At 30.7% G+C, this 26,854-nt stretch carries 17 protein-coding genes; 13 read left to right on the top strand and 4 right to left on the bottom strand.

The features are described from left to right. Together sbcC and LQ668_RS01865 are read left to right on the top strand one after the other, a co-directional pair. The gene (gene sbcC / locus LQ668_RS01870; protein ID WP_239775866.1) at nucleotides 1–3,024 is read left to right on the top strand and encodes an exonuclease subunit SbcC; all 3,024 of its coding nucleotides are present in this window, start codon (nucleotides 1–3) and stop codon (nucleotides 3,022–3,024) included. 95 nt (nucleotides 3,025–3,119) lie between these two features. Then, on the top strand, nucleotides 3,120–3,740 hold the full coding sequence (locus LQ668_RS01865; protein ID WP_218702775.1) for an SCO family protein: 621 nt from the start codon (nucleotides 3,120–3,122) through the stop codon (nucleotides 3,738–3,740). A gap of 75 nt (nucleotides 3,741–3,815) precedes the next feature. On the opposite strand, the gene mscL is transcribed toward LQ668_RS01865, so the two are convergent. Further along, complete coding sequence (gene mscL, locus LQ668_RS01860; protein WP_078356330.1) at nucleotides 3,816–4,175, bottom strand: large conductance mechanosensitive channel protein MscL; 360 nt, start codon at nucleotides 4,173–4,175, stop codon at nucleotides 3,816–3,818. Nucleotides 4,176–4,375: 200 nt separating this feature from the next. Here mscL and LQ668_RS01855 point away from each other — a divergent pair, with 200 nt between their 5' ends. From LQ668_RS01855 to menI, 3 genes are all read left to right on the top strand, one after another. After that, a complete protein-coding gene (locus tag LQ668_RS01855) occupies nucleotides 4,376–6,001 on the top strand; it encodes a glycine betaine uptake BCCT transporter (RefSeq protein ID WP_078356331.1) in 1,626 nt (541 codons plus the stop codon). 301 nt (nucleotides 6,002–6,302) lie between these two features. Further along, nucleotides 6,303–9,008, top strand: a complete 2,706-nt coding sequence (gene acnA, locus LQ668_RS01850; protein ID WP_078356332.1) for an aconitate hydratase AcnA — start codon at nucleotides 6,303–6,305, stop codon at nucleotides 9,006–9,008. A 90-nt stretch (nucleotides 9,009–9,098) separates the two neighbouring features. Beyond that, nucleotides 9,099–9,545 (top strand): 1,4-dihydroxy-2-naphthoyl-CoA hydrolase MenI, encoded by a 447-nt coding sequence (menI, locus tag LQ668_RS01845; protein ID WP_078356333.1) that lies wholly within the window; start codon nucleotides 9,099–9,101, stop codon nucleotides 9,543–9,545. Nucleotides 9,546–9,598: 53 nt separating this feature from the next. Here the strand turns inward: menI and LQ668_RS01840 are convergent, their stop codons facing one another. Continuing rightward, on the bottom strand, nucleotides 9,599–9,898 hold the full coding sequence (locus tag LQ668_RS01840; RefSeq protein WP_078356334.1) for a HesB/YadR/YfhF family protein: 300 nt from the start codon (nucleotides 9,896–9,898) through the stop codon (nucleotides 9,599–9,601). 13 nt (nucleotides 9,899–9,911) lie between these two features. After that, the gene (plsY, locus tag LQ668_RS01835) at nucleotides 9,912–10,493 is read right to left on the bottom strand and encodes a glycerol-3-phosphate 1-O-acyltransferase PlsY (RefSeq protein ID WP_239719668.1); all 582 of its coding nucleotides are present in this window, start codon (nucleotides 10,491–10,493) and stop codon (nucleotides 9,912–9,914) included. Nucleotides 10,494–10,694: 201 nt separating this feature from the next. Between plsY and parE the strand changes: the two genes are divergently transcribed. The 4 genes from parE to LQ668_RS01815 all read left to right on the top strand — a co-directional run bounded on the left by parE (nucleotide 10,695) and on the right by LQ668_RS01815 (nucleotide 18,340). After that, nucleotides 10,695–12,698: a DNA topoisomerase IV subunit B gene (gene parE / locus LQ668_RS01830; RefSeq protein WP_078356336.1), complete on the top strand. Its 2,004-nt coding sequence runs from the start codon at nucleotides 10,695–10,697 to the stop codon at nucleotides 12,696–12,698. Continuing rightward, nucleotides 12,698–15,112, top strand: coding sequence for a DNA topoisomerase IV subunit A (parC, locus tag LQ668_RS01825; RefSeq protein WP_119634341.1), 2,415 nt, complete (start codon nucleotides 12,698–12,700; stop codon nucleotides 15,110–15,112). The genes parE and parC overlap by 1 nt, the downstream gene beginning before the upstream one ends. 85 nt (nucleotides 15,113–15,197) lie before the next feature. After that, entirely contained in the window at nucleotides 15,198–16,769 is a 1,572-nt protein-coding gene (gene alsT, locus LQ668_RS01820; RefSeq protein ID WP_078356338.1) for a glutamine transporter AlsT, read from the top strand. A 218-nt stretch (nucleotides 16,770–16,987) separates the two neighbouring features. Beyond that, nucleotides 16,988–18,340, top strand: a complete 1,353-nt coding sequence (locus tag LQ668_RS01815; protein WP_218702777.1) for an IS1182 family transposase — start codon at nucleotides 16,988–16,990, stop codon at nucleotides 18,338–18,340. A 130-nt stretch (nucleotides 18,341–18,470) separates the two neighbouring features. Here LQ668_RS01815 and LQ668_RS01810 read toward each other — a convergent pair whose 3' ends face one another. Then, nucleotides 18,471–19,454: a DUF1002 domain-containing protein gene (locus tag LQ668_RS01810; protein ID WP_078356339.1), complete on the bottom strand. Its 984-nt coding sequence runs from the start codon at nucleotides 19,452–19,454 to the stop codon at nucleotides 18,471–18,473. Nucleotides 19,455–19,555: 101 nt separating this feature from the next. Here LQ668_RS01810 and glcT point away from each other — a divergent pair, with 101 nt between their 5' ends. The 4 genes from glcT (at nucleotide 19,556) to mprF (ending at nucleotide 26,818) form a co-directional block, all read left to right on the top strand. Next, nucleotides 19,556–20,392, top strand: a complete 837-nt coding sequence (gene glcT / locus LQ668_RS01805; RefSeq protein ID WP_218702778.1) for a glucose PTS transporter transcription antiterminator GlcT — start codon at nucleotides 19,556–19,558, stop codon at nucleotides 20,390–20,392. 123 nt (nucleotides 20,393–20,515) lie between these two features. Then, nucleotides 20,516–22,582, top strand: coding sequence for a glucose-specific PTS transporter subunit IIBC (gene ptsG / locus LQ668_RS01800; RefSeq protein ID WP_107510097.1), 2,067 nt, complete (start codon nucleotides 20,516–20,518; stop codon nucleotides 22,580–22,582). A 310-nt stretch (nucleotides 22,583–22,892) separates the two neighbouring features. Next, nucleotides 22,893–24,134 (top strand): AI-2E family transporter, encoded by a 1,242-nt coding sequence (locus LQ668_RS01795; RefSeq protein ID WP_218702779.1) that lies wholly within the window; start codon nucleotides 22,893–22,895, stop codon nucleotides 24,132–24,134. Between the two features lie 158 nt (nucleotides 24,135–24,292). Beyond that, nucleotides 24,293–26,818: a bifunctional lysylphosphatidylglycerol flippase/synthetase MprF gene (gene mprF, locus LQ668_RS01790; protein ID WP_239775865.1), complete on the top strand. Its 2,526-nt coding sequence runs from the start codon at nucleotides 24,293–24,295 to the stop codon at nucleotides 26,816–26,818. Nucleotides 26,819–26,854: the final 36 nt, after the last annotated feature.

Genomic DNA, 26,854 nt, shown 5'->3' with positions numbered 1-26,854 from the left:
ATGAGACCTTTATCATTAAATATGCAATATTTTGGGCCATTTATAGATGAGAAAGTAGACTTTAGACATTTATCTAAATCTCAGCTTTTCTTGATATGTGGAAAGACAGGATCAGGTAAAACGATGATTTTCGATGCAATGGTTTATGCACTGTTTGGCAAAACATCAACAGAATCTAGAGAAGAAGTAGATTTACGAAGTCACTTTGCAGATCCGAAGTTACCAACTAAGGTACAATTTGAATTTGAAATTAAAGGTGACGAGTATCTTATTACTAGAACAGTAAAATATATAAAAGAAGGCAATAAAAATCCTTCGAATGCAACTGTAGAAGTGTACAAAAAAATAGATGATAAATGGAATTTAGAAACGAAGTCTATAAATACAAGTAATGATTACTTGAAACAGTTATTACATATGAATGTGAAGCAATTTAGACAAATACTCATACTTCCACAAGGAGAATTCAAACAGTTTTTAGTATCAAATAGTACAGATAAACGGAGTATACTTAGAACGTTATTTGATAGTGATAGATTTGAAGAATTACAAGATCAATTAGAATTAGAAATGAAAAAAGAATTAGCATTAATAGAAAGCCATTATCAAAAAATATCACAATATATGAATGACATGCATGACTTTGAAAATGAACAACTTATAGATATAAAGACAATTGAAGGACATCGCTATGAGGTGATATTAAACTCATTAGATTTATATGAAAAAGTCGGACATGAAAATTTAGAAGTATCAATGGTAGAGAAAGCTAAACAGGAACAACAAGTTAATGAAATAGAAAAAATATTAAAACAAGATAAAGCATTAAATGAAACCTTTGATACTTTACTTGAAAAACAAGAGATATTAGATGAATTAAAAAAAGATGAGTCAAAAATAAATGATCTTAGAAAACAATTAAAGTATTTAAAGACTGTTCAAAATATGACGTACCAGTATAATCAATTGAGAGATAAAGAACATTCTTTAAATAATGAAGTAAAACAAGAAGAAGAAATTCAACAAAGCATAGAATCGAACACAACTAACTTAAATGAGATAACTGAAAGAATTGAACAACTAAACAGAAATAGTGAGAGAATAAACGAGTTTCGTCAATTTGTTCAAAATACAAATCATATTAAATTAAGTTTAAATAAATATATAGAAGCGGAAACTAAATTTCCAAACATAATAGAAGAACAAAAGAATTTGAATAAGTTAATAGATAAAGATAAGCACGAAATCGAAACATTAAAAAGTAAACTAGAAAGTACTCATTACGATGAGTCGGAAGAACAAGATAAAATTAAAGAACAAGAAACATTGAAGCTTAACTTACAAGAACTACAAACTAAACAAAAGCAATATAGTGAAAAGTTGGAGTTGTTGGATAAACAAAAAGAATATACTAGTCAATTAACTCATCTAGAAAAAGAAAAAACACAATTTGAAGTAAAGTTGAATGAAAAGTCACAGTTTGATATTTTAAATGTTGAAGATGAAATTTTAAAAATACAAAAACATGTCCATCAAGGTGATGATTGTCCTGTATGTGGATCAATCATAGAGTCTATTAATGGAAATGTTGATTTTAATAGTTTGAAAAAAGAAAGAGAACAACAATTAGAAGTTGAACGTAATCTACATGCAATCAACAATAAGATAACATCATATAACGAAAGATTAAATATAACCAACGAACAATTGAATAAATTAGAAAATATTACAGATACTCAAACAGAAATAAATCATACAACTGAACATATTGATAAATTAGTAAATGAGTTACAAATTTATAGAGAGACAAAGCAACAAATACAAAGATTTAAAAATGACAAATATGATGTTGAAAAGAAAATAACAAATAATGAATTACAATTAAACAACATAAAGCATCTAATATCTAAATATGAGAATGATTTATCTTACTTTAAACAAGAAACTGGATTTGATACTGTAAATAAATTTGAGAAGCAATCAGACTTTTATGCAATAGAAATTAAGGCTTATGATAATGAGTTGAATCAATTAACTGTTCAACTTGAAAAATTTAATGAAAAAAAGCAAAATCTTCAAATGAAAATAGCAACTGTTAGTGAACGTAAATCTATGATTGAAGAACAAATTAAATTAGCAACGGATTATTTAAATACTGAGATGACCAAACATAATATTGCATCGTATGAACAATTAGATGAATTACTTCAACAAGTTAAGCATATTGACGAGTATGAAGAAAAAATTAATCAATATGACAAAAGATATATAGAAGTAAAAGCGATAGTGAAGGAATTAAGTAAAAAAGTTCAAGATAAAGAAAGAGCAGATACTTCAGAAACAGAAAGTAAATTAACTGAAGCTAAAGAAGCATTAACAGTTATTGTTAAACAGATGAATCAGCTTCAACTGAAAATTGATCAAAACAAGCAAAAAATAATTGCTATTCGACAAGTTGTTGAGAAAATTGAAAATGATTTACAAGATCAAGAAGAATTAATTGAACTTTCAAGAATAATGAACGGTAAAAATAGTCAGAAACTGTCTTTAGAAAACTATGTATTAATTTATTATTTTAATCATATCTTAGATAATGCTAATAGACATTTTCTTAAAATGACTAACAATAGATATCAACTTGTACGTAAAAAAGAAAAGTCACAAGGACTAAGTGGTTTGGAGATAGAAGTGTTTGATAGGTTTTCAAATAGAACTAGGCATATTACGTCCTTATCAGGTGGTGAGACTTTTCAAGCTTCGTTATCATTAGCAATAGGGTTGTCTAATGTTGTACAACAAGAAGCGGGTGCAATACATTTGGAATCTATGTTTATTGATGAGGGATTCGGCACATTAGATTCTGAAACTTTAGAAACTGCTTTAGATACTTTAGTGAATATACAAATGTCTGGAAGATTAGTAGGAATCATTTCACATGTTTCAGAATTAAAGACGAGAATACCAACAATTTTAAATGTTAATAAGAATGGATTTTTAAGTACTACATCCTTTAATGAAAACTAATTGACACATCAAAGACATAAATAGTTCAAAATACGTATTTAAGTTAAGAATTTTATTTGATATATTTTAACTAACAGAGTTATGGGAGTGTTACGATGAAAAAGGGAATATTTTTGTGCTTAATTGCAAGTATTATGCTAATTACGAGTGCATGTAGTAATAATGCAATTGAGCCAGACAGTCAATTTGGCAATAAAATGCAGTCTTTTAATGTTACTGACCAAAATGGGGATAAATTTTCACAGAAAGACATTAAGGGTAAAGTTTATATAGCTGATTTTATTTTTACAAATTGTGAAACAGTTTGTCCACCTATGTCATATAATATGAGCACAGTTATAGATGAATTAGAAAAAGATGGGGTAAAGGATTATGGTGTAATTAGTTTTAGTGTAGATCCTGAGAATGATACACCTAAGAAGCTGAAAGAATATATTAAACAATATAATGTACCTGCAAATAAATGGACATTACTTACAAATTACGATTTCAAGTTTATTAAGCAATATGCAGAAGATAACTTTAAATCGATAGTAGCACCACCTCCAAAAGGGAGTACACAAGTAACACATGGTACGAGTTTCTATTTAATTGATCAAAATGGTAAGATAATTAAATCATATAGTGGTCAAGATGCAGGGGATAAAAAGTTTCCTAAATCAGAAATAGTAGCAGATGTGAAGACTTTAGTTGAAGAAGGTCCAATTGAAGATTAACTATAATTAAGAAAACCACACATTTATCGAGACATTTCGATAAATGTGTGGTTTTTAATTGGTAATATGTAGAACTTATTTTTCACGTAATGCATCGCGAATTTCTGTAAGTAATACAGTTTGCTCGTCAATTTCTTCTTCCTCTTCACCTTTTTTCATTACAGTATTTGCAATTTTGATAAAGATGAATAAAGCGAAAGCAACTATTATGAAGTCTATAATTGATTGTATGAATAAACCATACTTAATTCCCATAAGAGACCATTTTTCAGCAAAGTCTACTTCTCCGAAAATTAAACCAATAAGTGGCATAATGACGTTTTCTACTAATGACGTAACAATTTTGTTAAAGGCAGCACCAATAACAACGGCGATTGCTAAATCTAGAACGTTACCTTGCAAAGCAAAGTCTTTAAATTCCTTTAATAATGACATATTAAACACCTCCTCATCGACATTATCATACATTAAACTGTAAAAAATTGAAATAGTCAATTTGATTTTAAGTGTAATATTTGTTAAAGTGATGAATGTTGCTGTTTTCTAAATATTAATTTATTTAAATTAAATGGATTACAAACAGTTAAAACGGGAATACATAATTACGAGTTTGTAAATTCGAAAGGAGAATTTTAATGTCAAATGTTCCAACACACCCAAATGGTAAAAAAGTTTCTAATGTATTTACTATTAGTGCAATTGTTGTAGCAATTATTGTTGCACTCGGTGCTATATTTCCAACTCAATTTGGAAGTATTACAGCGGACATAAGTGCATGGATATCTAAATATTTCGGTTGGTATTACATGATTATTACTATCGGAATGGTATTTTTCTGTGTATTTATTATCTTTAGCCCTATCGGTAAACTAAAACTAGGGAAACCTCATGACAAACCAGAATTTAACACAATTTCATGGTTTGCAATGTTATTTAGTGCTGGTATGGGTATAGGACTAGTGTTCTATGGTGCAGCAGAACCTATGTCTCACTTTGTTTCACCACCAAATGCAGATCCAGAAACAAAAGCTGCAATGACTGAATCAATGAGATCTACGTTCTTACATTGGGGTTTTCATGCATGGGCAATTTATGGAGTAGTAGCTTTAGCATTAGCATACTCTCAATTTAGAAAAGGTGAACCAGGTTTATTATCAAAAACATTAAGACCTATTTTAGGTAATAAAGTTGATGGACCTATAGGAGTAATCATTGATGTGTTATCAGTATTTGCAACAGTAGTTGGGGTTGCAGTTTCACTAGGTATGGGTGCTTTACAGATCAATGGTGGCTTAGAATATTTATTTGGAGTTCCAAATAATATTGTCATTCAAGGTATTATTATTGTCATCGTTACAATTTTATTCTTAATGAGTGCATGGAGTGGTTTGAGTAAAGGTATTCAATATTTAAGTAACTTAAATATTGTATTAGCGTCATTATTATTAATTGTTACATTAATAATTGGACCTACAATACTTATATTAAATATGTTTACTTCTTCAACAGGTGCATTATTAGATACATTCTTATTCAACAGTTTCGATGTAGCACCACTTAATCCTCAAAAAGGTGAATGGTTAAATACATGGACTTTATATTATTGGGGTTGGTGGATGAGTTGGAGTCCATTCGTAGGTATATTCATAGCGCGCGTTTCTAAAGGACGTTCTATTCGTGAATTTATCTCAGGTGTTATGCTTGTTCCAACGATTATTAGCTTTATCTGGTTTAGTGTATTTGGCGTTACAGGTATTGAAGTAGGTAAGTCAACACCAAAAGTATTCGAAATGACGACAGAGACGCAACTCTTTGGTGTATTCAATGAATTACCAATGGGTGCAATCTTATCAGTTATAGCATTAGCTTTAATCTGTACGTTCTTTATAACTTCTGCCGATTCAGCTACATTCGTATTAGGTATGCAAACAACATACGGATCACTAGAACCATCTGGAACAGTGAAAATCGTATGGGGTATTGCTCAATCATTAATCGCATTTATCTTATTACTTTCTGGTGGAGATACAGGATTAGGTGCTTTACAATCCGCCGCGATTATATCGGCATTCCCATTCAGTTTCATAATAATAATGATGATCGTTGCGTTTTATAAAGATGCTAACCAAGAAAGAAAATATCTTGGATTATCTATCACGCCTAACAAACATCGTATGAAAGAATATGTAGAAAAATCTAAACGTGAGTATGAACAAGAATTAAAAGAACAAAGACGTTTAGAAAGAGAAATGGAAGATTAAGTTATACACTTCTCATATAACGTAAAAGAAAAGCTTCAAAGTCAGTATTATGACTTTGAAGCTTTTTTATATGTTTAATGAAATCGATTACTTATATTCAACTATAGTTGATAATCATTATCATTTAATAACTAATTATTATGTATAATTAAATATACATAAGTAAAACTTATAGTTCCATATCATAAACTTGAATGATAAATATACTTATTTTTAAGTGTAATGTATTGTTTTACTAAAGTATTGATTATACAATTGTATATGAAGCATTAACTTGCACAATTTTAAAGGGGGAACAAAAATGAGCTCAAGTTTAAAAGAACAATCTAAAAAGTCTTTTGAATTGAACGGTAAAACTTACACGTTTTATAGCTTGAATACGTTAGACGAATTAGGATTATCTAATGTTGATAAATTACCATATTCTATCCGCGTATTATTAGAATCAGTATTAAGACAATTTGACGGACGTGTAATAAAAGAAGAACACATCATGAATTTAGCTAAATGGGGTAAATCTAACGATGAAAATGCAGAAGTACCATTTAAACCATCACGTGTTATTTTACAAGATTTCACAGGTGTACCTGCAGTAGTAGATTTAGCTTCATTACGTAAAGCGATGGATGATGTTGGCGGAGACGTTTCTAAAATTAACCCTGAAGTTCCTGTTGATTTAGTAATTGACCACTCTGTACAAGTTGATAGTTACGCTTTACCTAATTCATTAGAAATGAATATGAAATTAGAGTTTGAACGTAATATTGAACGTTATCAGTTTTTAAACTGGGCAACGAAGTCATTTGACAACTACCGTGCTGTTCCACCAGCTACAGGTATTGTTCATCAAGTTAACTTAGAGTATTTAGCAAATGTTGTACATGTAAGAGAAGAAAATAATGAACTTGTAACATATCCTGATACTTTAGTAGGTACTGACTCTCATACTACTATGATTAATGGTATTGGCGTACTTGGCTGGGGTGTTGGTGGTATTGAGGCCGAAGCTGGTATGTTAGGACAACCTTCATACTTCCCAGTTCCAGAAGTAATTGGTGTTAAATTAACTAACGAATTGCCTCAAGGTACAACAGCTACTGACTTAGCTTTACGTGTTACTGAAGAATTACGTAAAAAAGGCGTAGTAGGTAAATTTGTAGAATTCTTTGGTCCTGGTGTTGAAAAATTACCTTTAGCAGACAGAGCAACAATTGCTAACATGGCGCCTGAATATGGTGCAACATGTGGTTTCTTCCCAGTAGACGAAGAATCATTAAGTTATTTACGTTTAACTGGTCGTACTGAAGAACAAGTACAAGTTGTAGAAAAATATTTAAAAGAAAATAATATGTTCTTCAAAGCTGAAAAAGTAGAACCAACATATACTGATGTTGTGAATTTAGACTTATCTACTGTAGAAGCTTCATTATCAGGACCTAAACGTCCACAAGATTTAATCAAATTAAGCAATATGAAAGAATCCTTCGTAGATTCAGTTACTGCTCCAGCAGGTAACCAAGGTCACGGATTTGATAAATCAGAATTCGACAAAACTGTAGACATCGAATTAGCAGATGGTAAGAAGACTTCTATGACTACTGGTGATATTGCTATTGCAGCTATTACATCATGTACGAATACTTCAAACCCATATGTTATGTTAGGTGCAGGTTTAGTAGCTAAAAAAGCAATTGATAAAGGATTAAAAGTGCCTGATTACGTTAAAACATCATTAGCACCTGGTTCAAAAGTTGTAACTGGTTATTTAAGAGATGCTGGTTTACAACAATATTTAGATGAACTTGGTTTTAACCTTGTAGGTTATGGCTGTACGACTTGTATTGGTAACTCAGGTCCTTTATTGCCAGAAATTGAAAAAGCAATTGCTGATGAAGATTTACTTGTTACTTCTGTATTATCTGGTAACCGTAACTTTGAAGGTCGTATTCATCCTTTAGTTAAAGCAAACTACTTAGCTTCACCACAATTAGTAGTAGCATATGCATTAGCTGGAACAGTAAATATTGACTTACAAAAAGATCCATTAGGTAAAGATAAAAATGGCGAAGATGTCTACTTAAAAGATATTTGGCCATCAATTGAAGAAGTTAAAGATACAGTTCTTTCTGTAGTTACACCTGAATTATTTAGAGAAGAATACAAATCAGTATTTGAATCAAATGAAGTTTGGAATCAAATTGAAACAACAGATCAACCATTATATGACTTTGATCCAACTTCAACTTATATCCAAAACCCAACATTCTTTGAAGGTTTATCTAAAGTACCAGAAGATATTCAACCTTTAAGTGATTTACGAGTAATGGGTAAATTTGGAGATTCAGTAACAACAGACCATATTTCTCCTGCCGGTGCGATTGGTAAAGATACACCAGCTGGTAAGTACTTACAAGATCATGACGTTGCGATAAGAGACTTTAACTCATATGGTTCTCGTCGTGGTAACCATGAAGTAATGATGAGAGGTACGTTTGCTAATATTCGTATCAAAAACCAATTAGCTCCAGGTACTGAAGGTGGATATACAACTTATTGGCCAACAGAAGAAGTTATGCCTATCTTTGATGCTTCAATGAAATATCAAGAAAATGGCGTTGGCTTATGTGTATTTGCTGGTAATGACTATGGTATGGGATCTTCTCGTGACTGGGCAGCTAAAGGTACTAATCTTTTAGGTGTTAAAACAGTAATCGCACAAAGTTACGAACGTATTCACCGTTCAAATCTAGTTATGATGGGTGTATTACCTTTACAATTTAAAAAAGGTGAATCAGCAGATAGCTTAGGTTTAACAGGTAGAGAATCAGTATCAGTAGATATTCATGAAGGTGTTAAACCTCGTGATATTCTGAAAGTTACTGCAACTAGTGAAGATGGTAAAGTAACTGAATTCGAAGCTTTAGCAAGATTCGATTCAGAAGTTGAAATTGATTACTATAGACACGGTGGCATTTTACAAATGGTATTAAGAAACAAATTAGCTTAATAATTTCAAACAACTGCCTATTTATTTAGGTAGTTGTTTTTCTATTTGTGTTATGATTAGGTTAAGGAATTTAGAAAGAGGGATAGAAGTATGATTTATAGTGAAACACCAATAGATGTAAGATATGCAGAAACAGATAAAATGGGTGTTGTATACCATGCCAATTATGCAATATGGTTTGAAGTTGCAAGAACAGACTATATTTATAAAGCTGGTTTTAGTTATGCAGATATGGAAAAGGCAGGTATTATTTCACCTGTAGTAGACTTGAATATTAAGTATAAACAATCAATAACTTATCCTGAAAAAGTTATTATTAAAACTTGGATTTCACATTATTCACCAATCAGATCCATATATTCTTATGAGATTTTAAATGAGAATAGAGAAGTTGTTTCTACTGGGTCAACAACACATGTTTGCTTGAAAAAAGGATCAAATAGACCGATTAGATTAGATAAAAGTTTTCCTGAGTGGCATGAAGCGTATATGAAAATTCATGAAGAAACTGAAAAAGGTATTGATCGTAAGTTATAAAAATAAGCAGATGTGTTTCGCTTGATTAACGAAATACATCTGCTTTTTATAGTTTATCTTGAAGTTTTAACTTCATATTTAATTTCTCCATTATCGTTTATATCAATTACTAAATCGTTACCTTCAAAGTACCATAAATCTTTTTCATCAATAAAAAACGGAATGTCATTTTTAACATCTTTAAAGCCTATTTCTGAAGAACTTAAAGGTTCTACAGTAAAAGCTGGTGAGAAGCCTTGTTTTAATTGAAATTCACCGCCATAGCGAACGAAAAATCTTAATGCTTGATTGTCACCGAATTCTAATTCATCTTTAAACCATTCGATTGCTTTATCAGTAATTTCTAAATTCATAGTGCATTCTCCTTTACATCCATTTGATTTTTGGTTCATTTCCTTTGAATATTCTTACGATATTGGATTGATGTCTAACGAGTAGAATAATCATGATGACAACTGATACGATGAAGAAAGTTAAGTCACCTATGAATATTGCGCCAATTACACAACATACACTTGCTAAGATACTAGATAATGATACATATTTTGTTAAATATAAAATTATAAAGAATATAAATGCTAGTGTTATGAGTAATAATGGGTGCACAGCAAGAATGACGCCAGCACTTGTGGCAACAGCCTTACCTCCTTTGAATTTCAAGAAGATAGGAAATACATGACCGATAACTGCACAAATACCTATGAATATACTAGGAATATCTACATTAAACCATAATGGAAAGAAAACTACAATGAAACCTTTGAATATGTCTAAAAACATAACAAGAAATCCAGCTTTTTTCCCTAATACTCTAAATGTATTTGTGGCACCTAAATTGCCACTTCCAAATTGTCGAATATCTTTTTTAAAAAATAATTTACCTAACACGAGGCCACTTGGGAAACATCCAACTAAGTAGCTAAGTATAATAACAACAAATGTCATTATTGAAACACTCCTTTGATAGCAGGTACTAATAGTTTACCATAACTGATTATCGGTTACTATTTAAAAATATGCTAATGTGGTCATAATGTAAAGTGAAATTGTACCACTATTTGGGATAGGGCTTGCATTTTCTAGGGATTTATAACAAAATAACTAATGTATAGTAAAAGAAACGAACGTACGTTTGTAGGAGGAGAAATATTGAATAAACAAGCAAAAGTTCAATATGGTGAAGATTCAATACAAGTACTTGAAGGGTTAGAAGCAGTTAGAAAAAGACCCGGAATGTATATTGGTTCAACAGATGTTCGAGGACTTCACCATTTAGTATATGAAATAGTAGATAACTCTGTTGATGAAATTTTAAATGGATTTGGAACTGAAATAGAAGTGACAATTCATAAAGATAATAGTATATCTGTGTCGGATAACGGTAGAGGTATGCCAACAGGATTACATAAGACTGGTAAACCAACTCCAGAAGTTATTTTTACAGTACTCCATGCTGGGGGTAAATTTGGCCAAGGTGGATATAAAACATCTGGTGGTTTACACGGTGTAGGTGCATCAGTAGTTAATGCTTTAAGTGAATGGTTGGAAGTAACGATATATAGAGAAGGTTATATTTATAAGCAAACATTTAAAGACGGTGGGATACCAGTTACAACATTAGAGAAAAAGGGGAAAACACGTAAAACTGGTACAACTGTTCATTTTAAACCGGATTCTAAAATCTTTAAGACTTCTACACATTATAATTTTGATACGCTGTGCGAGAGATTACAAGAGTCTGCATTCTTGTTGAAAGCATTGAAAATTAAAATAAGCGATTTAAGAGGCGATGAGCCAAGAGAAATTTCTTACCATTATGAAGATGGTATTAAAGAATTTGTTAAATATTTGAATGAAGGTAAAGATGTACTTCATGATGTAGCAATGTTTAGTGGTGAATCTAATCAAATAGAAGTAGATATTAGCTTTCAATTCAATGATCAATATTCTGAAACGATTTTGAGCTTTGTTAATAATGTACGTACTAAAGATGGTGGTACACATGAAACAGCATTAAAAACAGCTTTTACAAGAGTATTTAATGAATATGCTCGTAAAATTGGCGAACTTAAACAAAAAGATAAAAACTTAGACGGTAGTGATATTCGTGAAGGTTTAACCGCTATCATATCAGTTAGAATTCCTGAAGATTTATTACAATTTGAAGGACAAACTAAATCTAAGTTAGGTACTACTGAAGCCCGTGCTGCTGTGGACTCAGTAATGTCTGATCAACTTCCTTTCTATTTAGAAGAAAAAGGGCAACTATCAAAATCATTGCTTAAAAAAGCTGTTAAAGCTTCTCAAGCACGTGAAGCAGCTCGAAAAGCACGTGAAGAGGCAAGAAACGGAAAGAAAAATAAACGTAAAGAAACATTGTTGTCTGGTAAATTAACACCAGCTCAAAGTAAAAACACTGAGAAAAATGAACTTTATCTTGTTGAGGGTGATTCAGCAGGTGGTTCAGCTAAATTAGGTAGAGATCGTAAATTCCAAGCAATTTTACCTTTAAGAGGTAAAGTAATTAATACTGAAAAAGCTAAATTAGATGACATTTTTAAAAATGAAGAAATTAACACGATTATTCATACTATCGGAGCAGGAGTCGGCGCTGATTTCAGTATTGAAGACAGTAATTATAATAAAGTAATTATAATGACCGATGCAGATACTGATGGAGCCCATATTCAAGTGTTATTACTTACATTCTTCTTTAAATATATGAGACCGTTATTAGAAGCTGGAAAAGTCTATATCGCATTACCTCCTTTATATAAATTAGAAAAAGGTAAAGGGAAAAGTAAGCAGATTGAGTACGCTTGGACAGACGAGGATTTAGAAGTATTAATGAAAAAAATTGGTAAAGGATTCACTTTACAACGTTATAAAGGTTTAGGTGAAATGAATGCCGATCAATTATGGGAGACTACAATGGACCCAGAAACGAGAACATTAATAAGAGTGAGTATTGATGATGAAGTTCGCTCACAACGTAGAGTTACAACATTAATGGGTGATAAAGTAGAACCACGTAGAGAATGGATTGAAAGACATGTTCAATTTGGTATGCAAGAAGACCAAAGTATACTTGAAAGTGATGATATTCAAGTATTAGATGACGAGGTAGAATCAATTGAGGGGGAAGTTAATTAATGGTTGAACAAATTCAAAACCTTCCTTTAGAAGATGTTATAGGTGATAGATTTGGTAGATACAGTAAATATATTATCCAAGACCGTGCACTTCCAGATGTACGTGACGGTTTAAAACCTGTACAACGTAGAATTTTATTTGCAATGTATAAAGACGGCAATACATTTGAAAGAAACTTTAGAAAAAGTGCTAAAACTGTTGGTAATGTTATTGGTAATTATCATCCACATGGTGATACTTCTGTTTATGAAGCAATGGTTCGTATGAGCCAAGATTGGAAATTAAGACATGTTCTAATAGAAATGCACGGTAACAACGGTAGTATTGATAATGATCCTCCAGCAGCAATGCGTTATACAGAAGCAAAATTAAGTAAGTTGGCTGAAGTTCTTTTACAAGATATAGATAAAGAAACAGTAGATCATATACAAAACTTTGATGATACTGCAATGGAGCCAATGGTGTTACCAGCTAGATACCCTAACTTATTAGTAAATGGTTCAACTGGTATCTCAGCCGGGTATGCAACGGATATTCCACCACATAATTTAGGTGAAGTAATAGATGCAACATTGAAATTAATTGATAAACCTAGTACAACAATAGATGAATTAATAGAACATATTAAAGGTCCAGATTTCCCAACAGGTGGTATTATACAAGGATTAGACGGTATAAAAAAAGCCTATAAAACAGGTAAAGGTAAAATAGTAGTTCGTAGTAAAGTTGAAATTGAAACGATTAGAGGTGGACGTGAACAAATTATTGTCACTGAAGTACCTTTTGAAGTAAACAAAGGAACACTTGTTAAGAAAATAGATGAGCTACGAGCAGATAAGAAAATTGAAGGTATAGTTGAAGTTCGAGATGAAACAGACAGAAACGGTTTAAGGATAGCAATTGAACTTAAGAAAGATGTAAACAGTGAAGGTGTATTAAATTACTTATATAAAAATACTGATTTACAAGTTCTATATCATTTCAATATGGTAGCTATTAATAAGAGACGTCCAGAATTACTAGGATTAAAACAAATACTAGAAAGTTATGTAGAACACCAAAAAGAAGTTGTGACTAAACGTTCACAATATGAATTATCACAAGCTGAAAAGAGAATGCATATTGTAGAAGGTTTGATTAAAGCATTATCTATTCTAGACGAAGTAATAGAAACAATTAGGGCATCAAAAAATAAACGTGACGCTAAAGAAAATTTAATAGAAAAATATGATTTTACTGAAGAACAAGCTGAAGCAATCGTAATGCTACAATTATATAGACTTACAAACACAGATATAGTTTCACTTGAAAACGAATTTGATGAATTACAGAAGACTATAGAGAGACTTAATGATATTCTTCAAAATGAAAAAACACTATTAAAAGTTATTAAAAATGAATTAAGAGCTGTTCGCAAAGAATTTGCTAATGATCGTTTAACTGTAATCGAAGAAAAAATTTCAGAAATTAAAATCGAAAAAGAAATACTCGTTCCTAGCGAAGAAACAATTGTTTCAGTAACACATGATGGTTATATTAAACGTACATCTAACAGAAGTTATATTGCTAGTGGAGTTGAAGAAGTGGGTCTTAAAGATGGAGACTACTTATTAATGCACGAAAAGATGAATACTCAAGATACCTTAATTGTATTCACATCTCAAGGTAATTATTTATTTATACCTGTACATGAAATTGTTGACTTAAAATGGAAAGATTTAGGTAAACATATATCACAAATGATTCCTATAAGTGATGATGAGAGAGTAATTTCTGTTTATAAAGAAACAGATTTCAAACAGGATTCTAATTATATTATTGCTACTAAAAACGGTATGATTAAGAAATCAACAAATGATAAATTTAAAGCTTCAAGAATTACGAGACCTTTAGTTGCAATTAAGCTTAAAGGGGACGATGAGGTCGTATCTGTATTGAAAATTACTGAAGATGAACTTATTACAGTTATAACAGAAAAAGGAATGAGTTTAACTTATGATACTGACGAATTGTCTGATATTGGATTAAAAGCAGCTGGCGTTAAATCTATAAATTTAAAAGAAAATGATAATGTTGTTATGACAGATACATTACCAGATAATCAATCGGTATTAATCATTACGAATCGTGGTTCAGTGAAAAGAATGAAAGCTGATCAATTTGTACCAGCCAAAAGAGCCCAACGTGGTTTAATGATATTAAAAGAATTAAAATCTAAATCACATTCAATTATCAATGCACTGACAAGTTCAGAAGATGAATCATGTGTCATTTTATCAGAAAAAGATCGTGTGAAAGTTAATATGAAAGATTTTAACTATAGTGAAAGATATACAAACGGTAGATTTATTGTTGATGAAAATGATTTTGGACAAGTCATTGGTGCTTATTTTGAAGAAAAAGCAATCGAATAAAAATATATAGTCATAATTAATCGCACATGGTAAAATCATGATAGCGATTTATTATGATTATATTAATTAGAATTGAGGGATTTCTTTGAAGAATTTTGATAGTTATATCCCAAGTTGGTTTCATGACTTTGTGCAATGGGGTAATGATTTAATTTGGACTCAAAACTTGATTTTCTTACTCTTACTAGCTGGTGTCTTCTTTACAATAAGTTCTAAAGTTGTACAACTAAGATGGTTACCAGAAATGTTTAGAGTGATTTTTGAAAAACCCGAAACACTAGAAGATGGAAGAAAAGGTATTTCTTCTTTCCAAGCTTTCGCGATTAGTGCAGCCTCACGAGTTGGTACTGGTAACATTGCTGGTGTTGCTACAGCAATAGTTTTAGGTGGCCCTGGAGCAGTATTTTGGATGTGGGTCATTGCTTTTATTGGTGCAGCAAGTGCATTCTTTGAAGCAACATTAGCTCAAGTATATAAAGTTAAAGATAAAGAAGGCGGATATAGAGGTGGACCAGCCTATTACATAGAACATGGATTAGGACAAAAATGGTTAGGTGTTTTATTCGCAGTACTAATCACAGTCACTTTTGCATTTGTATTCAATACAGTTCAATCTAATACTATAGCAGCATCTTTAAACGAACAATATGAATTTTCTAACGTCATTACTGGTATTATTTTGGCTGTCATTACAGCATTAGTAATATTTGGCGGTGTTAGAAGTATCGCTACTGTATCTTCATTTATTGTTCCAATTATGGCAATTGGATACATCATATTAGTTGGTTATATTTTAGTAATAAATATAGATCAAGTTTGGCCAATGATACAAAATATCGTTAAAAGTGCATTCGGTCTTCATCCAGCATTCGGTGGAGCTATGGGCTTTGCTATTATGCAAGGTATTAAACGTGGTTTATTCTCAAATGAAGCAGGTATGGGTTCTGCGGCAAACGCAGCAGCAACAGCAGCAGTAAGTCATCCTGTTAAACAAGGTTTAATCCAATCATTAGGTGTATTTTTCGATACTATGGTTATTTGTACAGCAACAGCTATAATGTTGTTACTATACACAGACTTACAATTTGGTCCAGATGCAGAACAAGGTGTAGCAGTAACTCAACAAGCACTTACAACTCATGTAGGTGAATTTGGTGGTATATTCCTTACAATAGCAGTATTTATGTTTGCATTTTCTTCAATAATAGGTAACTACTATTACGGTCAATCAAACATTGAATATTTAACTAAAAATAAAATCATCATGTTTATTTTTAGAATATTAGTTGTAGGAATGGTGTTTGTAGGATCAGTTATTCAAGTTCAAACAGTTTGGGATACAGCTGATTTATTTATGGGATTAATGGCAATTATTAATATAGTTGCATTATTCGGACTTGCTACAGTTGTGTTTGAAGTTGCAAAAGACTATAGAGCACAAAGAAAACGCAAATTAAATCCTGTATTTAAAATTGAAAATTTAAGTGCAAACTTTAGTAATATTGAAGCATGGGGAGATAATCCTTACAAAAAAGAAACAAAAAAAGATAAAAAAGTAAGAAAGCAAGAAACATCAGATATTGATACAAAGTATGAAGAACCTAAAGAAAATACTTTTGAAAATATTGATGATGACTATGATAATAAAGATAAATAACAATAATAAAAAGCACAATTCAAAATGAATTGTGCTTTCAGAGTGTCGACAAAGTCTTAGACTTTGCCGGCATTTTTTTATGCGCATGCTTTCCGCGGGCATGTTCTCAGCCTGTAGTCTTCGAATCATGCTTTTCCCGCAGGAGTCAGCGCAAAAAATACCAAATATTAACAAAATATTTTATAATATAGATGAAATTTTATTTAGGAGTTGATTCTATGTTAAATAAATCTACTGATAAGCACGACCAATATGAAATGATTGCTGTTTCTGAATTGGTACCTAAAAATCATTTATTAAGAAAAGTTGATAAAGTATTAGATTTAAACTTCGTTTATGACCTTGTAGAAGATAAATACTGTTTAGATAACGGGCGTCCTTCTATTGATCCCGTAATATTAGTCAAGATATTACTTATTCAAAGATTATTTGGCATAAAATCAATGAGACAGACTATCAAAGAAATTGAGACAAATGTAGCTTACCGTTGGTATTTAGGGTTCAGCTTTCTTGATAAAGTACCACACTATGGTACTTTCAGTAAAAATTATACAAGACGATTCCATGATACTGACTTGTTCGAACAAATATTCGAGAGAATATTAGAAATTGCGATTAAGAACAATTTAATTGACCACTCAACATTATTCATTGATTCAACGCATATAAAAGCTAATGCAAATAAAAATAAATATATTAATCATGTTGTAAAGAAGGATACATTACATTTCCAAGAAGAACTTAATAATGAAATCAATCAACAAAGGTTATCACAAGGAAAAAAGCCTTTGAAAAATAAGAAAAAGGAGGAATTTAAAAACAAGAAAGTCAGTACTACAGATCCAGATGCTGGCTATTATGTTAAAGGTGAAAGAGAGAAACAATTTGCGTATAGCTTACATAGTTGTGTAGATAGAAATGGTTTTATAATTGATCACCATGTGACACCAGGAAATGCTCATGATAGTACACAGTTGAAACCTATGGTTGAAAGATTAGAAGAAAAAAATATGTTACCTATCACTTTAGCGGTAGATTCCGGATACAAAACACCATTCAACGCTCATTATTTACTTGAAAAATCAATTGTACCTGCAATGCCATATACAAGACCAAAAGGAAAACCAGGAATATTTAAGTCTAAAGAATTTATTTATGATGAATATTACGATAATTATATTTGCCCGAATGATGAATTACTTACTTTTAAAAGAACTATGCCAACAGGTCATAGATTATACAAATCAAATCCGATTAAATGTAAATCATGTCCGCTATTAAATAAATGTACAGAGAACAAAAACTATACTAGAAAAATTCGTAGACATGTTTGGCAAGATGATTTAGATATAATCGAAGATTTAAGGTTTGTAGATACAATTAAAAAAGCATATAAACTAAGAAGTCAAACTGTAGAAAGAAGATTTGGCGATGCAAAAGAACAACATGGTATGAGATGGACTAGATATAGAGGTATTAAAAAAGTTTCCATGGACACCACGCTTATTTGTGCTGCCATGAATCTCAAAAAATTGGCAATGTGGCTTGTAAAAGAGCCACAAACAGCCTAGTTTAAACGCAGTTTAAGCTTAAATTTAATAAAACATACTTATAAAAACAAAAAAACAAACTGAACTTATAAATTTAAGTTCAGTTTGTCCACAGTCTGAAAGAACAATTCATTTTGAATTGTTCTTTTTATTATTTGAAAAGGTTAGTTAAAGAATTAAAGATATCTTTAATTGCATTTACTATTTTATCCCAGAAGCCTTCATCTTGTAATTTATCTTTGATATTATTACCTAGATCTTCTGCATTTTTTTTTGCATTTTTAAAATCATCTGATTTAACTAGATCATTAACATAATCTTTTGAGTTATTGATAAAGTCTTTTGCATTTTCACCACTAAAGACACCATCTTGTTGCGCTTTATCAATGACGTTTACTATCATGTTTATTTGATTGTCACTAATAATATTAGTTAAACCATTGTCTTCAATTTTTTGATTTACGATATTTGTAATTTCATTCACTGTAACATTCCCTGATTTTTCTGCTACAGCTTGTTTAGATTCTGCAATCGTCTTATTTAATTGTGATTGTGAAAAACCTTCTTGATTGCTATTTTCATCAGATATTTGATTAATAGTAGATAATTCTTCTTGAGCAACTTGAGTTCTGCTTGAATCGACTGATTCTCCTTGTGCTTCAAAGGCTTTGTAAACACCTGCTAGAGCACTCTCACCTGTTACATCTTCACTTGAAGCGATTGTAACGTCAGCATCCTTGATACCAGCAGTCATTAAAGCATTTTTATAAGTATCTTCTGTGACTTTTGTGATTTTTCCTTGATCTTGATTTATGTTTAAGTTTAGTCCACTACCTTTTGATGTTTTAGTAATTCGGATACTTGATTTTAAAACATCATTCGATGATTGCATATTTAAATACTTATTTAAATCATCAGCATTAACGTAAGTTGTTTTATCACTGTTTTTAGAACCTAATAAGTTTGATGTTGTATCTTTAGCAGATGGATTATTTTCTAAAGCTGCTCCATAAACAGTAACCGCATTATCCCATGCTTCCTCAGTTACAGCTTGAGCTTGGTGTTTCGGATATAAAATTGTTGAAAGTAGTAAAACAGATAAAATACTTAATATATATAGTTTCATGTTCTTCATATGTTTGCACATCCTCAATGTTATTGATATTAAAAATATCTATCATTATATTATCATCAATTGTATAATATGTAATAGGTCTTCAGAATGAGGTTTGAGATATGGGAAAATACATTATAGAAAAAACGTTAAATAATAATGTGTTAGTTGCTAACTATTATGATAATGAAGTCATATTAGTAGGTAAGGGGATTAGTTTTGGTAAAAAACAAGGTGAAGAAATTAATACAGATTTAATAGAGAAAGTTTATTTGCTTGAATCTGAAAATGATAAAAATAAATACAAGCAATTATTAGATGGCACAAATGAACAAATCTTTAATATTGTATTAGAAGTAGTAAATGTTATTGATAAACAATTAGGTGGAAGTGTAAGTGAAAAAACTTTAATTTCATTAACAGATCATATCATATTTGCAATCAAACGTATTAAAGAAGGTATACATGTTCATAATCCATTTTTAAAAGAAACAGAACTTCTTTATCCAAGGGAATATCAAATAGCAGAAAAAGCTGTTAAAACGTTGAATGAAAAATTAAATTTGCAATTTATTGAATCAGAAGCTGGCTTCATAGCTTTACATATTCATTCAGCAGAAGTTAATCATTCAATACATGATATTCACAATATAAAAGAAATTATTCAGAAAGCTATAATTATAATAGAAGAAGGCCTTGAAGTTAATGTTAATAAAAATAGTATTAATTATAGCCGGTTTGTAAGGCATCTTCACTTTGCGATACAAAGAGTTTTAGCCGATGAAAGAATACCAGATGCAACTAATATCGAAATGCTATTGAAAGCGCAATATCCAATGTGCTATAATATATCCGTAAAGATAGTGAAGATGATGCAAACACACTTAAAGAAACCAGTTTATCAATCTGAATTGGCATATTTAACAATGCACATCCAACACTTTAATAATAACTTATAAATTGCGTGTTACTGATACGATCAGGCATGAGCAAATAGACTTTACCAATATGGTAAGTTTTTTTGCTCATGCCTTTTTTCATGCCGTAATTTATAAAGTTAAACAAATAGGAGGGTATTAAATATGTTTAAGAAATTCTTTGGTCAATTGCAACGTATTGGTAAAGCATTAATGTTACCAGTTGCGATTCTACCAGCAGCGGGTATTTTACTTGCATTCGGGAATGCAATGCAGAATGATCAGTTCGTTGAAATTGCACCTTGGTTAAAAACTGATGCTATAGTTATGGTAGCTTCAGTAATGGAGTCATCCGGTCAAATTATTTTTGATAATTTACCATTACTATTCGCACTCGGTACCGCATTAGGTTTAGCAGGAGGAGATGGCGTAGCAGCATTAGCAGCTCTTGTTGGTTATTTGATTATGAATACTACCATGGGTGTTGTAAAAGGTATCTCAATTGATGAAATCTATAGTTATGCTGAAGGTGCTAAAACTTTAGGGCAAACAGCTAAAGATCCTGCACATGCATTAGTATTAGGTATTCCGACACTACAAACTGGTGTGTTCGGTGGTATTATAATGGGGGCACTTGCTGCATGGTGCTATAACAAATATTATAATATTAATTTACCACCTTTCTTAGGATTCTTTGCAGGTAAACGATTTGTACCAATTATTACATCAGTTGTTGCAATTGTGGCAGGTATTATTCTTTCATTTGCTTGGCCACCAATACAAGATGGATTAAATAATTTATCTACATTCTTATTGGATAAAAACTTAGCGTTAACTACATTTATCTTTGGTATTATTGAACGTGCTTTAATACCTTTCGGATTGCATCATATATTCTATTCACCATTCTGGTTTGAGTTCGGTAACTATGTTAACTCTGCTGGCGAGTTAGTACGTGGTGACCAAAGAATCTTTATGGCACAAGTTAAAGATGGTGTACCATTTACAGCTGGTGCATTTACAACTGGTAAATATCCATTTATGATGTTCGGTTTACCAGCAGCAGCTTATGCGATTTATCGTCAAGCTCGTCCAGAACGTAAAAAAGTTGTTGGTGGCTTAATGCTATCTGCAGGTTTAACATCATTCTTGACTGGTATTACAGAACCTTTAGAATTCTCATTCTTATTCGTGGCACCAGTACTTTATGGAATTCACGTAATTTTAGCAGGTACATCATTCTTAGTAATGCACTTGTTACATATTCAAATAGGTATGACATTCTCAGGTGGGTTTATAGACTATGTATTATACGGATTATTAAACTGGGATAGAACAAACGCGCTATTAGTTATTCCAGTAGGTATTATATATGCTCTTGTTTATTACTTCTTATTTACATTCGCTATCAAGAAATTTAATTTAAAAACACCTGGTAGAGAAGATAAAGAAACTGAAACACGTAATAGTTCAGTAGCAGAATTACCATTCGATGTTTTAGACGCAATGGGTGGTAAAGAAAACATCAAGCATTTAGATGCTTGTATTACGAGACTTCGTGTAGAAGTATTAAATAAATCAGAAGTTAACAAAAATGAATTAAAAAGTTTAGGTGCTTCTGGCGTACTTGAAGTAGGAAATAATATTCAAGCAATCTTTGGTCCTAAGTCAGATCAAATTAAACATGATATGGCACGTATTATTTCTGGAGAAATTTCTAAACCAACTGAAACAACTGTTACTGAAGATGGTGATGCAGAAAGTGCTGCAATTCTTGCTGAAGGTGGCGCTACAATCTATTCTCCAATTAAAGGTGAAGTGATTAATATTTCTGAAGTACCAGATAAAGTGTTCTCTGAAAAAATGATGGGTGATGGTATTGCAATTATGCCAGAAACTGGAGAAGTAGTTGCTCCATTTGATGGTAAATTGAAAATGACATTCCCTACAAAACATGCAATCGGCTTAGAATCTAATGAAGGTGTTGAATTATTAATTCACTTCGGATTAGAAACAGTTAAGCTTGAAGGTAAAGGTTTTGAAATTTTAGCAGAAGCTGATACTGACATTGTTAAGGGACAAGCTTTAATGAAAGTGGATTTAGACTTCATTAAAGAAAATGCAGATAGTACAGTTACTCCTATTGTTATTACAAACTTAAATGACTCAACTTTAGAAACATTAGTTACTGGTAAAGTTGAACAAGGCGATAAAATTTTAGTCGTTAAATAAGTTTAAATAAATTTTTAAAATGTGATTGGGATATAAGTCCTAACTCAAAATAAATAAGCATATCACGTAACTGATTTTTAAAGTTTACAGTGATATGCTTATTTTTTTTATAAAATTCCACGATTTTGTATGTGCATGCTTGCCTAGGGGTATGGCTCGAGCCTGTAGTCTCTCACGCATACTATTCCCTCGGGCGTCAGCACTTACAAAATCATTAACAATATCTATTTTTAGATAATATAATTATAATTATATTATGTAAACTATATTTGTAAGTTTTTAGTTTTTAAAGTAATACGATTAGGGTATAATGGATTATAAACTTTTAGAAGGAGGGCTTTTTTTGGAAAGAGAAACAAAATCCAATAATTCTCATAATAAAATCTCTAGATTTATGAAGTTTTTTGGCGGTAGAGATATATATTTTATTTTAGGATTATTGATCTTGATAGGTTTAACGATATTTATTTTTCAAAACGTATCGTTCATTTTTGAACCTTTAGTAACAATTACAACAACTTTAGTTGGCCCAATTATTGTTGCATTTGTTGCGTTTTATTTATTTAACCCAATTATTAATTTTATGGAAAAATTTAATATCTCAAGATTATGGGGTATTATCATTTTATTACTTGCTATTATAGGAGCGTTAACACTTGTTGTGACTTTATTGATTCCTGTAGTTCAAAATCAAGTTGAAAGTTTTTCGAAAAATTTACCATCATATGTACAAGAATTTAGTAATAGGATTCAAAAACTTTCTCAAAATTCTTTTGTAGCTGATTATTATGCTCAAGCTCAAATTTGGGTACAACAAAACTTTAGTGATATTCCTAAAAAAATATCTAACTCATTAGGAGATTTTGGTAATAAGTTTCAATCATTTGTATCTACGATTACACATGTAGTTGTGATCATTATTACATTCCCATTTGTCTTGTTCTTCTTACTTAAAGATGGTGGAAAATTTAGAAACTATTTTATTAGTATTATGCCACCAAAATTTAGAAAAGATACACATGATTTAATTGATAAAATGAATGTACAAGTAGGTTCATATATTCAAGGTCAAATGATAGTTGCATTCTGTATTGGTGTATTATTATTTATTGGTTATTCAATCATTGGTCTGGAATATGCTTTAACACTTGCAAGTATTGCTGCTGTTACGAGCGTAGTACCTTATTTAGGACCAATGATTGCCATAAGTCCTGCAATTGTATTAGCAGCTATTGATTCACCATTTATGCTGTTAAAGCTTGCTATAGTATGGGCAGCTGTACAATTTTTAGAAGGTCACTTTATTTCACCAAATATTATGGGTAAAACAATGCAAATTCATCCATTAACCATTATTTTTGTATTATTATGTGCAGGTAATTTAGCAGGAGTATTAGGTGTAATCCTTGGTATTCCAGCATATGCAATTATTAAAGTAGCTGTATCACATGTATTTACATTATTTAAACGTAGATATAATAAATATTATCAAAACGATTCAGGTCCATACGAATTTAATGATGATGAAGTTTTACCTGATAGAGAACAATAAAATTCAAATTAATTTTAAAACTGCCTACAAAGTACAGCTTTGAGGCAGTTTTTTTATTTATTAATTTTTATTTTAATTAATGCTTAACGATGAATGAATTCTATTTTATGTCATTATATGGTATTATTTGGGAGAATAAAGTAAGAGAAGGTTGATATATGAATATATTAAAACGTAAAAAAATTTTTTCTTTAGTAAAGCTTTTGTTTATTTGTACGATATTATGTGTCGTTATCTATGTTTTACATAATGAAATTGGAAAAATAGACTTTAAAAAAACAATAGTATTATTTAGAGAAATGAATACAGCATATTTTGTAGGCATTATATTGTTAGGCGTACTTTCAGTCTCAGTATTATCCTTATATGACATCATGCTAAAGCAATCATTAAAAATTAGTTTGCCTATACACAAAATTTTATCTATAAGCTACATTATTAACACATTTAATAGCATATTAGGATTTGGTGGGTTAATTGGAGCTGGTTTAAGGATCTATTCTTATCGAAATGATGTAAATGATAAAAAAGAATTAATTAAAAGCGTTTCATTATTACTATTATCAATGCTTAGTGGGTTAAGCTTGCTATGTGTGTTAATTGTATTAGGTATTTTTAATGCTGATACTTTATTGGCAAATATATATTGGGCAAAAATTGTATTATATATAGGCAGTTTATTTTTACCATTGTTTATTATATTTTCTTTTTTAAAACCATCGATTAGAAGAGATAGATTTCTTGGGGTAAAGTTTACAATAGTATCAGCTTTAGAGTGGTTAGCTGCAAGTTTTCTATTATTTATTATTTTAAAAGCACTTCATATAAATATTGATTATGCTCATTTAGTTGGAATATTTGTAATTGCAGCATTATCTGGATTAATTAGTATGATACCAGGTGGATTTGGTGCTTTTGACTTAGTTATTTTACTCGGTATTAAATCACTAGGCGTGCCAGAAGAACAAGTATTACTAGCATTGCTGTTGTATAGAGTAGCTTACTATTTCTTCCCATTTATAATTGCACTAGGGCTATCAACAATTGAGTTTGGAGGCATAGCTAAAAAATATATCGAAGAAAGTAAATTTTATACACCTGCTATGGATACAACATCGTTTATTAAATCTGTTCAAAGTGATTTTATGGCGAAAATCCCTTCATTATCATTAGGATTACTTTCAGGCATTACAGGTTTTGTATTATATTTTAATCATATACTAATATTGTATGATGCGATTTATTCTCATCATTTCATGTTTTATTCAATTATATTAGCGTTGCATACAGCATCAACACTAATGTTGCTTATATGTGCAAAAGGTGTGATGTCAGGAACTATGAGATCTACGTTAATGAGCATTATTTCTGTTATTGTCATGTTGATTGTATGTATATTATCAAATAGTACAATTATTGTATTTTTATGGTTAGCCATTTTGCTTGTATTGCTATTTATTGGGTATAAAAAAGCTATTGTCGTAAAGAAAAATATGACACCTATCAAAATTGTTTTAAGTGGTATCCTTATTTTTACTATGTTTATATTTAATCGAATCGTTTCGGTGAATTATTTAAATTTATATCCACATGAAGTTACTAAATTTGATAAATATGCAGTGTTTACGATGTTTTGGATTGTGCTTGCAATTTTATGTTTACTTGGTGTATGCATCACATTTATGCTTTCCAAAAAATATCAGAAATCTGTATCAACAAATTCAAGTTATGAAACAATAAACAATATAATCAATAATCATGAAGGATCATACGTAAGCCATTTAGCATTTACGGGAGATAAATCATTTTTTGTAAATAAAGATGAAGATGTATTTATTATGTATCGCTATACTATGAATGCAGTGATTGTACTTGGCGACCCAATAGGTAATAAAGATAAATTCAATGAAACATTAAATGACTTTTATGATCAAATGTATTTCTTAGGGTATGACATCATTTTCTATCAAGTACAAAGTAAATTATTATCTTTATATCATGATTATGGGAATGTCTTTTTCAAATTAGGAGAAGAAGCCTTGATAGATTTAAATGGTTTCAGTTTATCTGGAAAGAAAAAACGTGGAATGCGCGCAACTTATAATAAGCTGGAATCAGAAGGTTATCAATTTGAAATAATAAACACGCCATATTCCGAAGAAGAGATTAAAATGTTACAAACAATTAGTGATAGTTGGTTAGGAGAAAAGAAAGAAATGAATTTCTCAGTCGGTGCATTTAATTTAGACTATTTAAATAAAGCACCGATTGCGGTAATTAGAAACGTAAGTAATGAAATTGTAGGATTTTGTACATTAATGTATACGAATTATAATCAATCTGTTTCTATAGATTTAATAAGATGGAATAAAGATATAGATATTTCTATGATGGATGCTTTATATATTCATATGTTGCTGTGGGCAAAAGAAGAAGGATACAAACAGTTTAATATGGGAATGGCTACACTGTCGAATGTTGGACTCAATAAACATGCTTATTTAAGAGAGAAATTTGCTGCAAAAGTATTCGAGAATATGAACAGTTTATATAGCTTTCAAGGATTACGAAACTATAAACAAAAATACGCTCCAGATTGGGAACCAAGATATTTAGTTTATAGAAAATATAGTTCGTTATTATGGAATTTAGTTAGAGTGTCATTAACGATAAACCACAAGTAAAAAAAGAGTCTGGACATGAATGTCTTAAAAAATTAA

The sequence above is a fragment of the Mammaliicoccus sp. K-M42 genome, from assembly GCF_022386375.1.
GTDB classification, from domain to species: domain Bacteria; phylum Bacillota; class Bacilli; order Staphylococcales; family Staphylococcaceae; genus Mammaliicoccus; species Mammaliicoccus fleurettii.
This window is presented reverse-complemented; position numbering and strand designations above follow the sequence as displayed.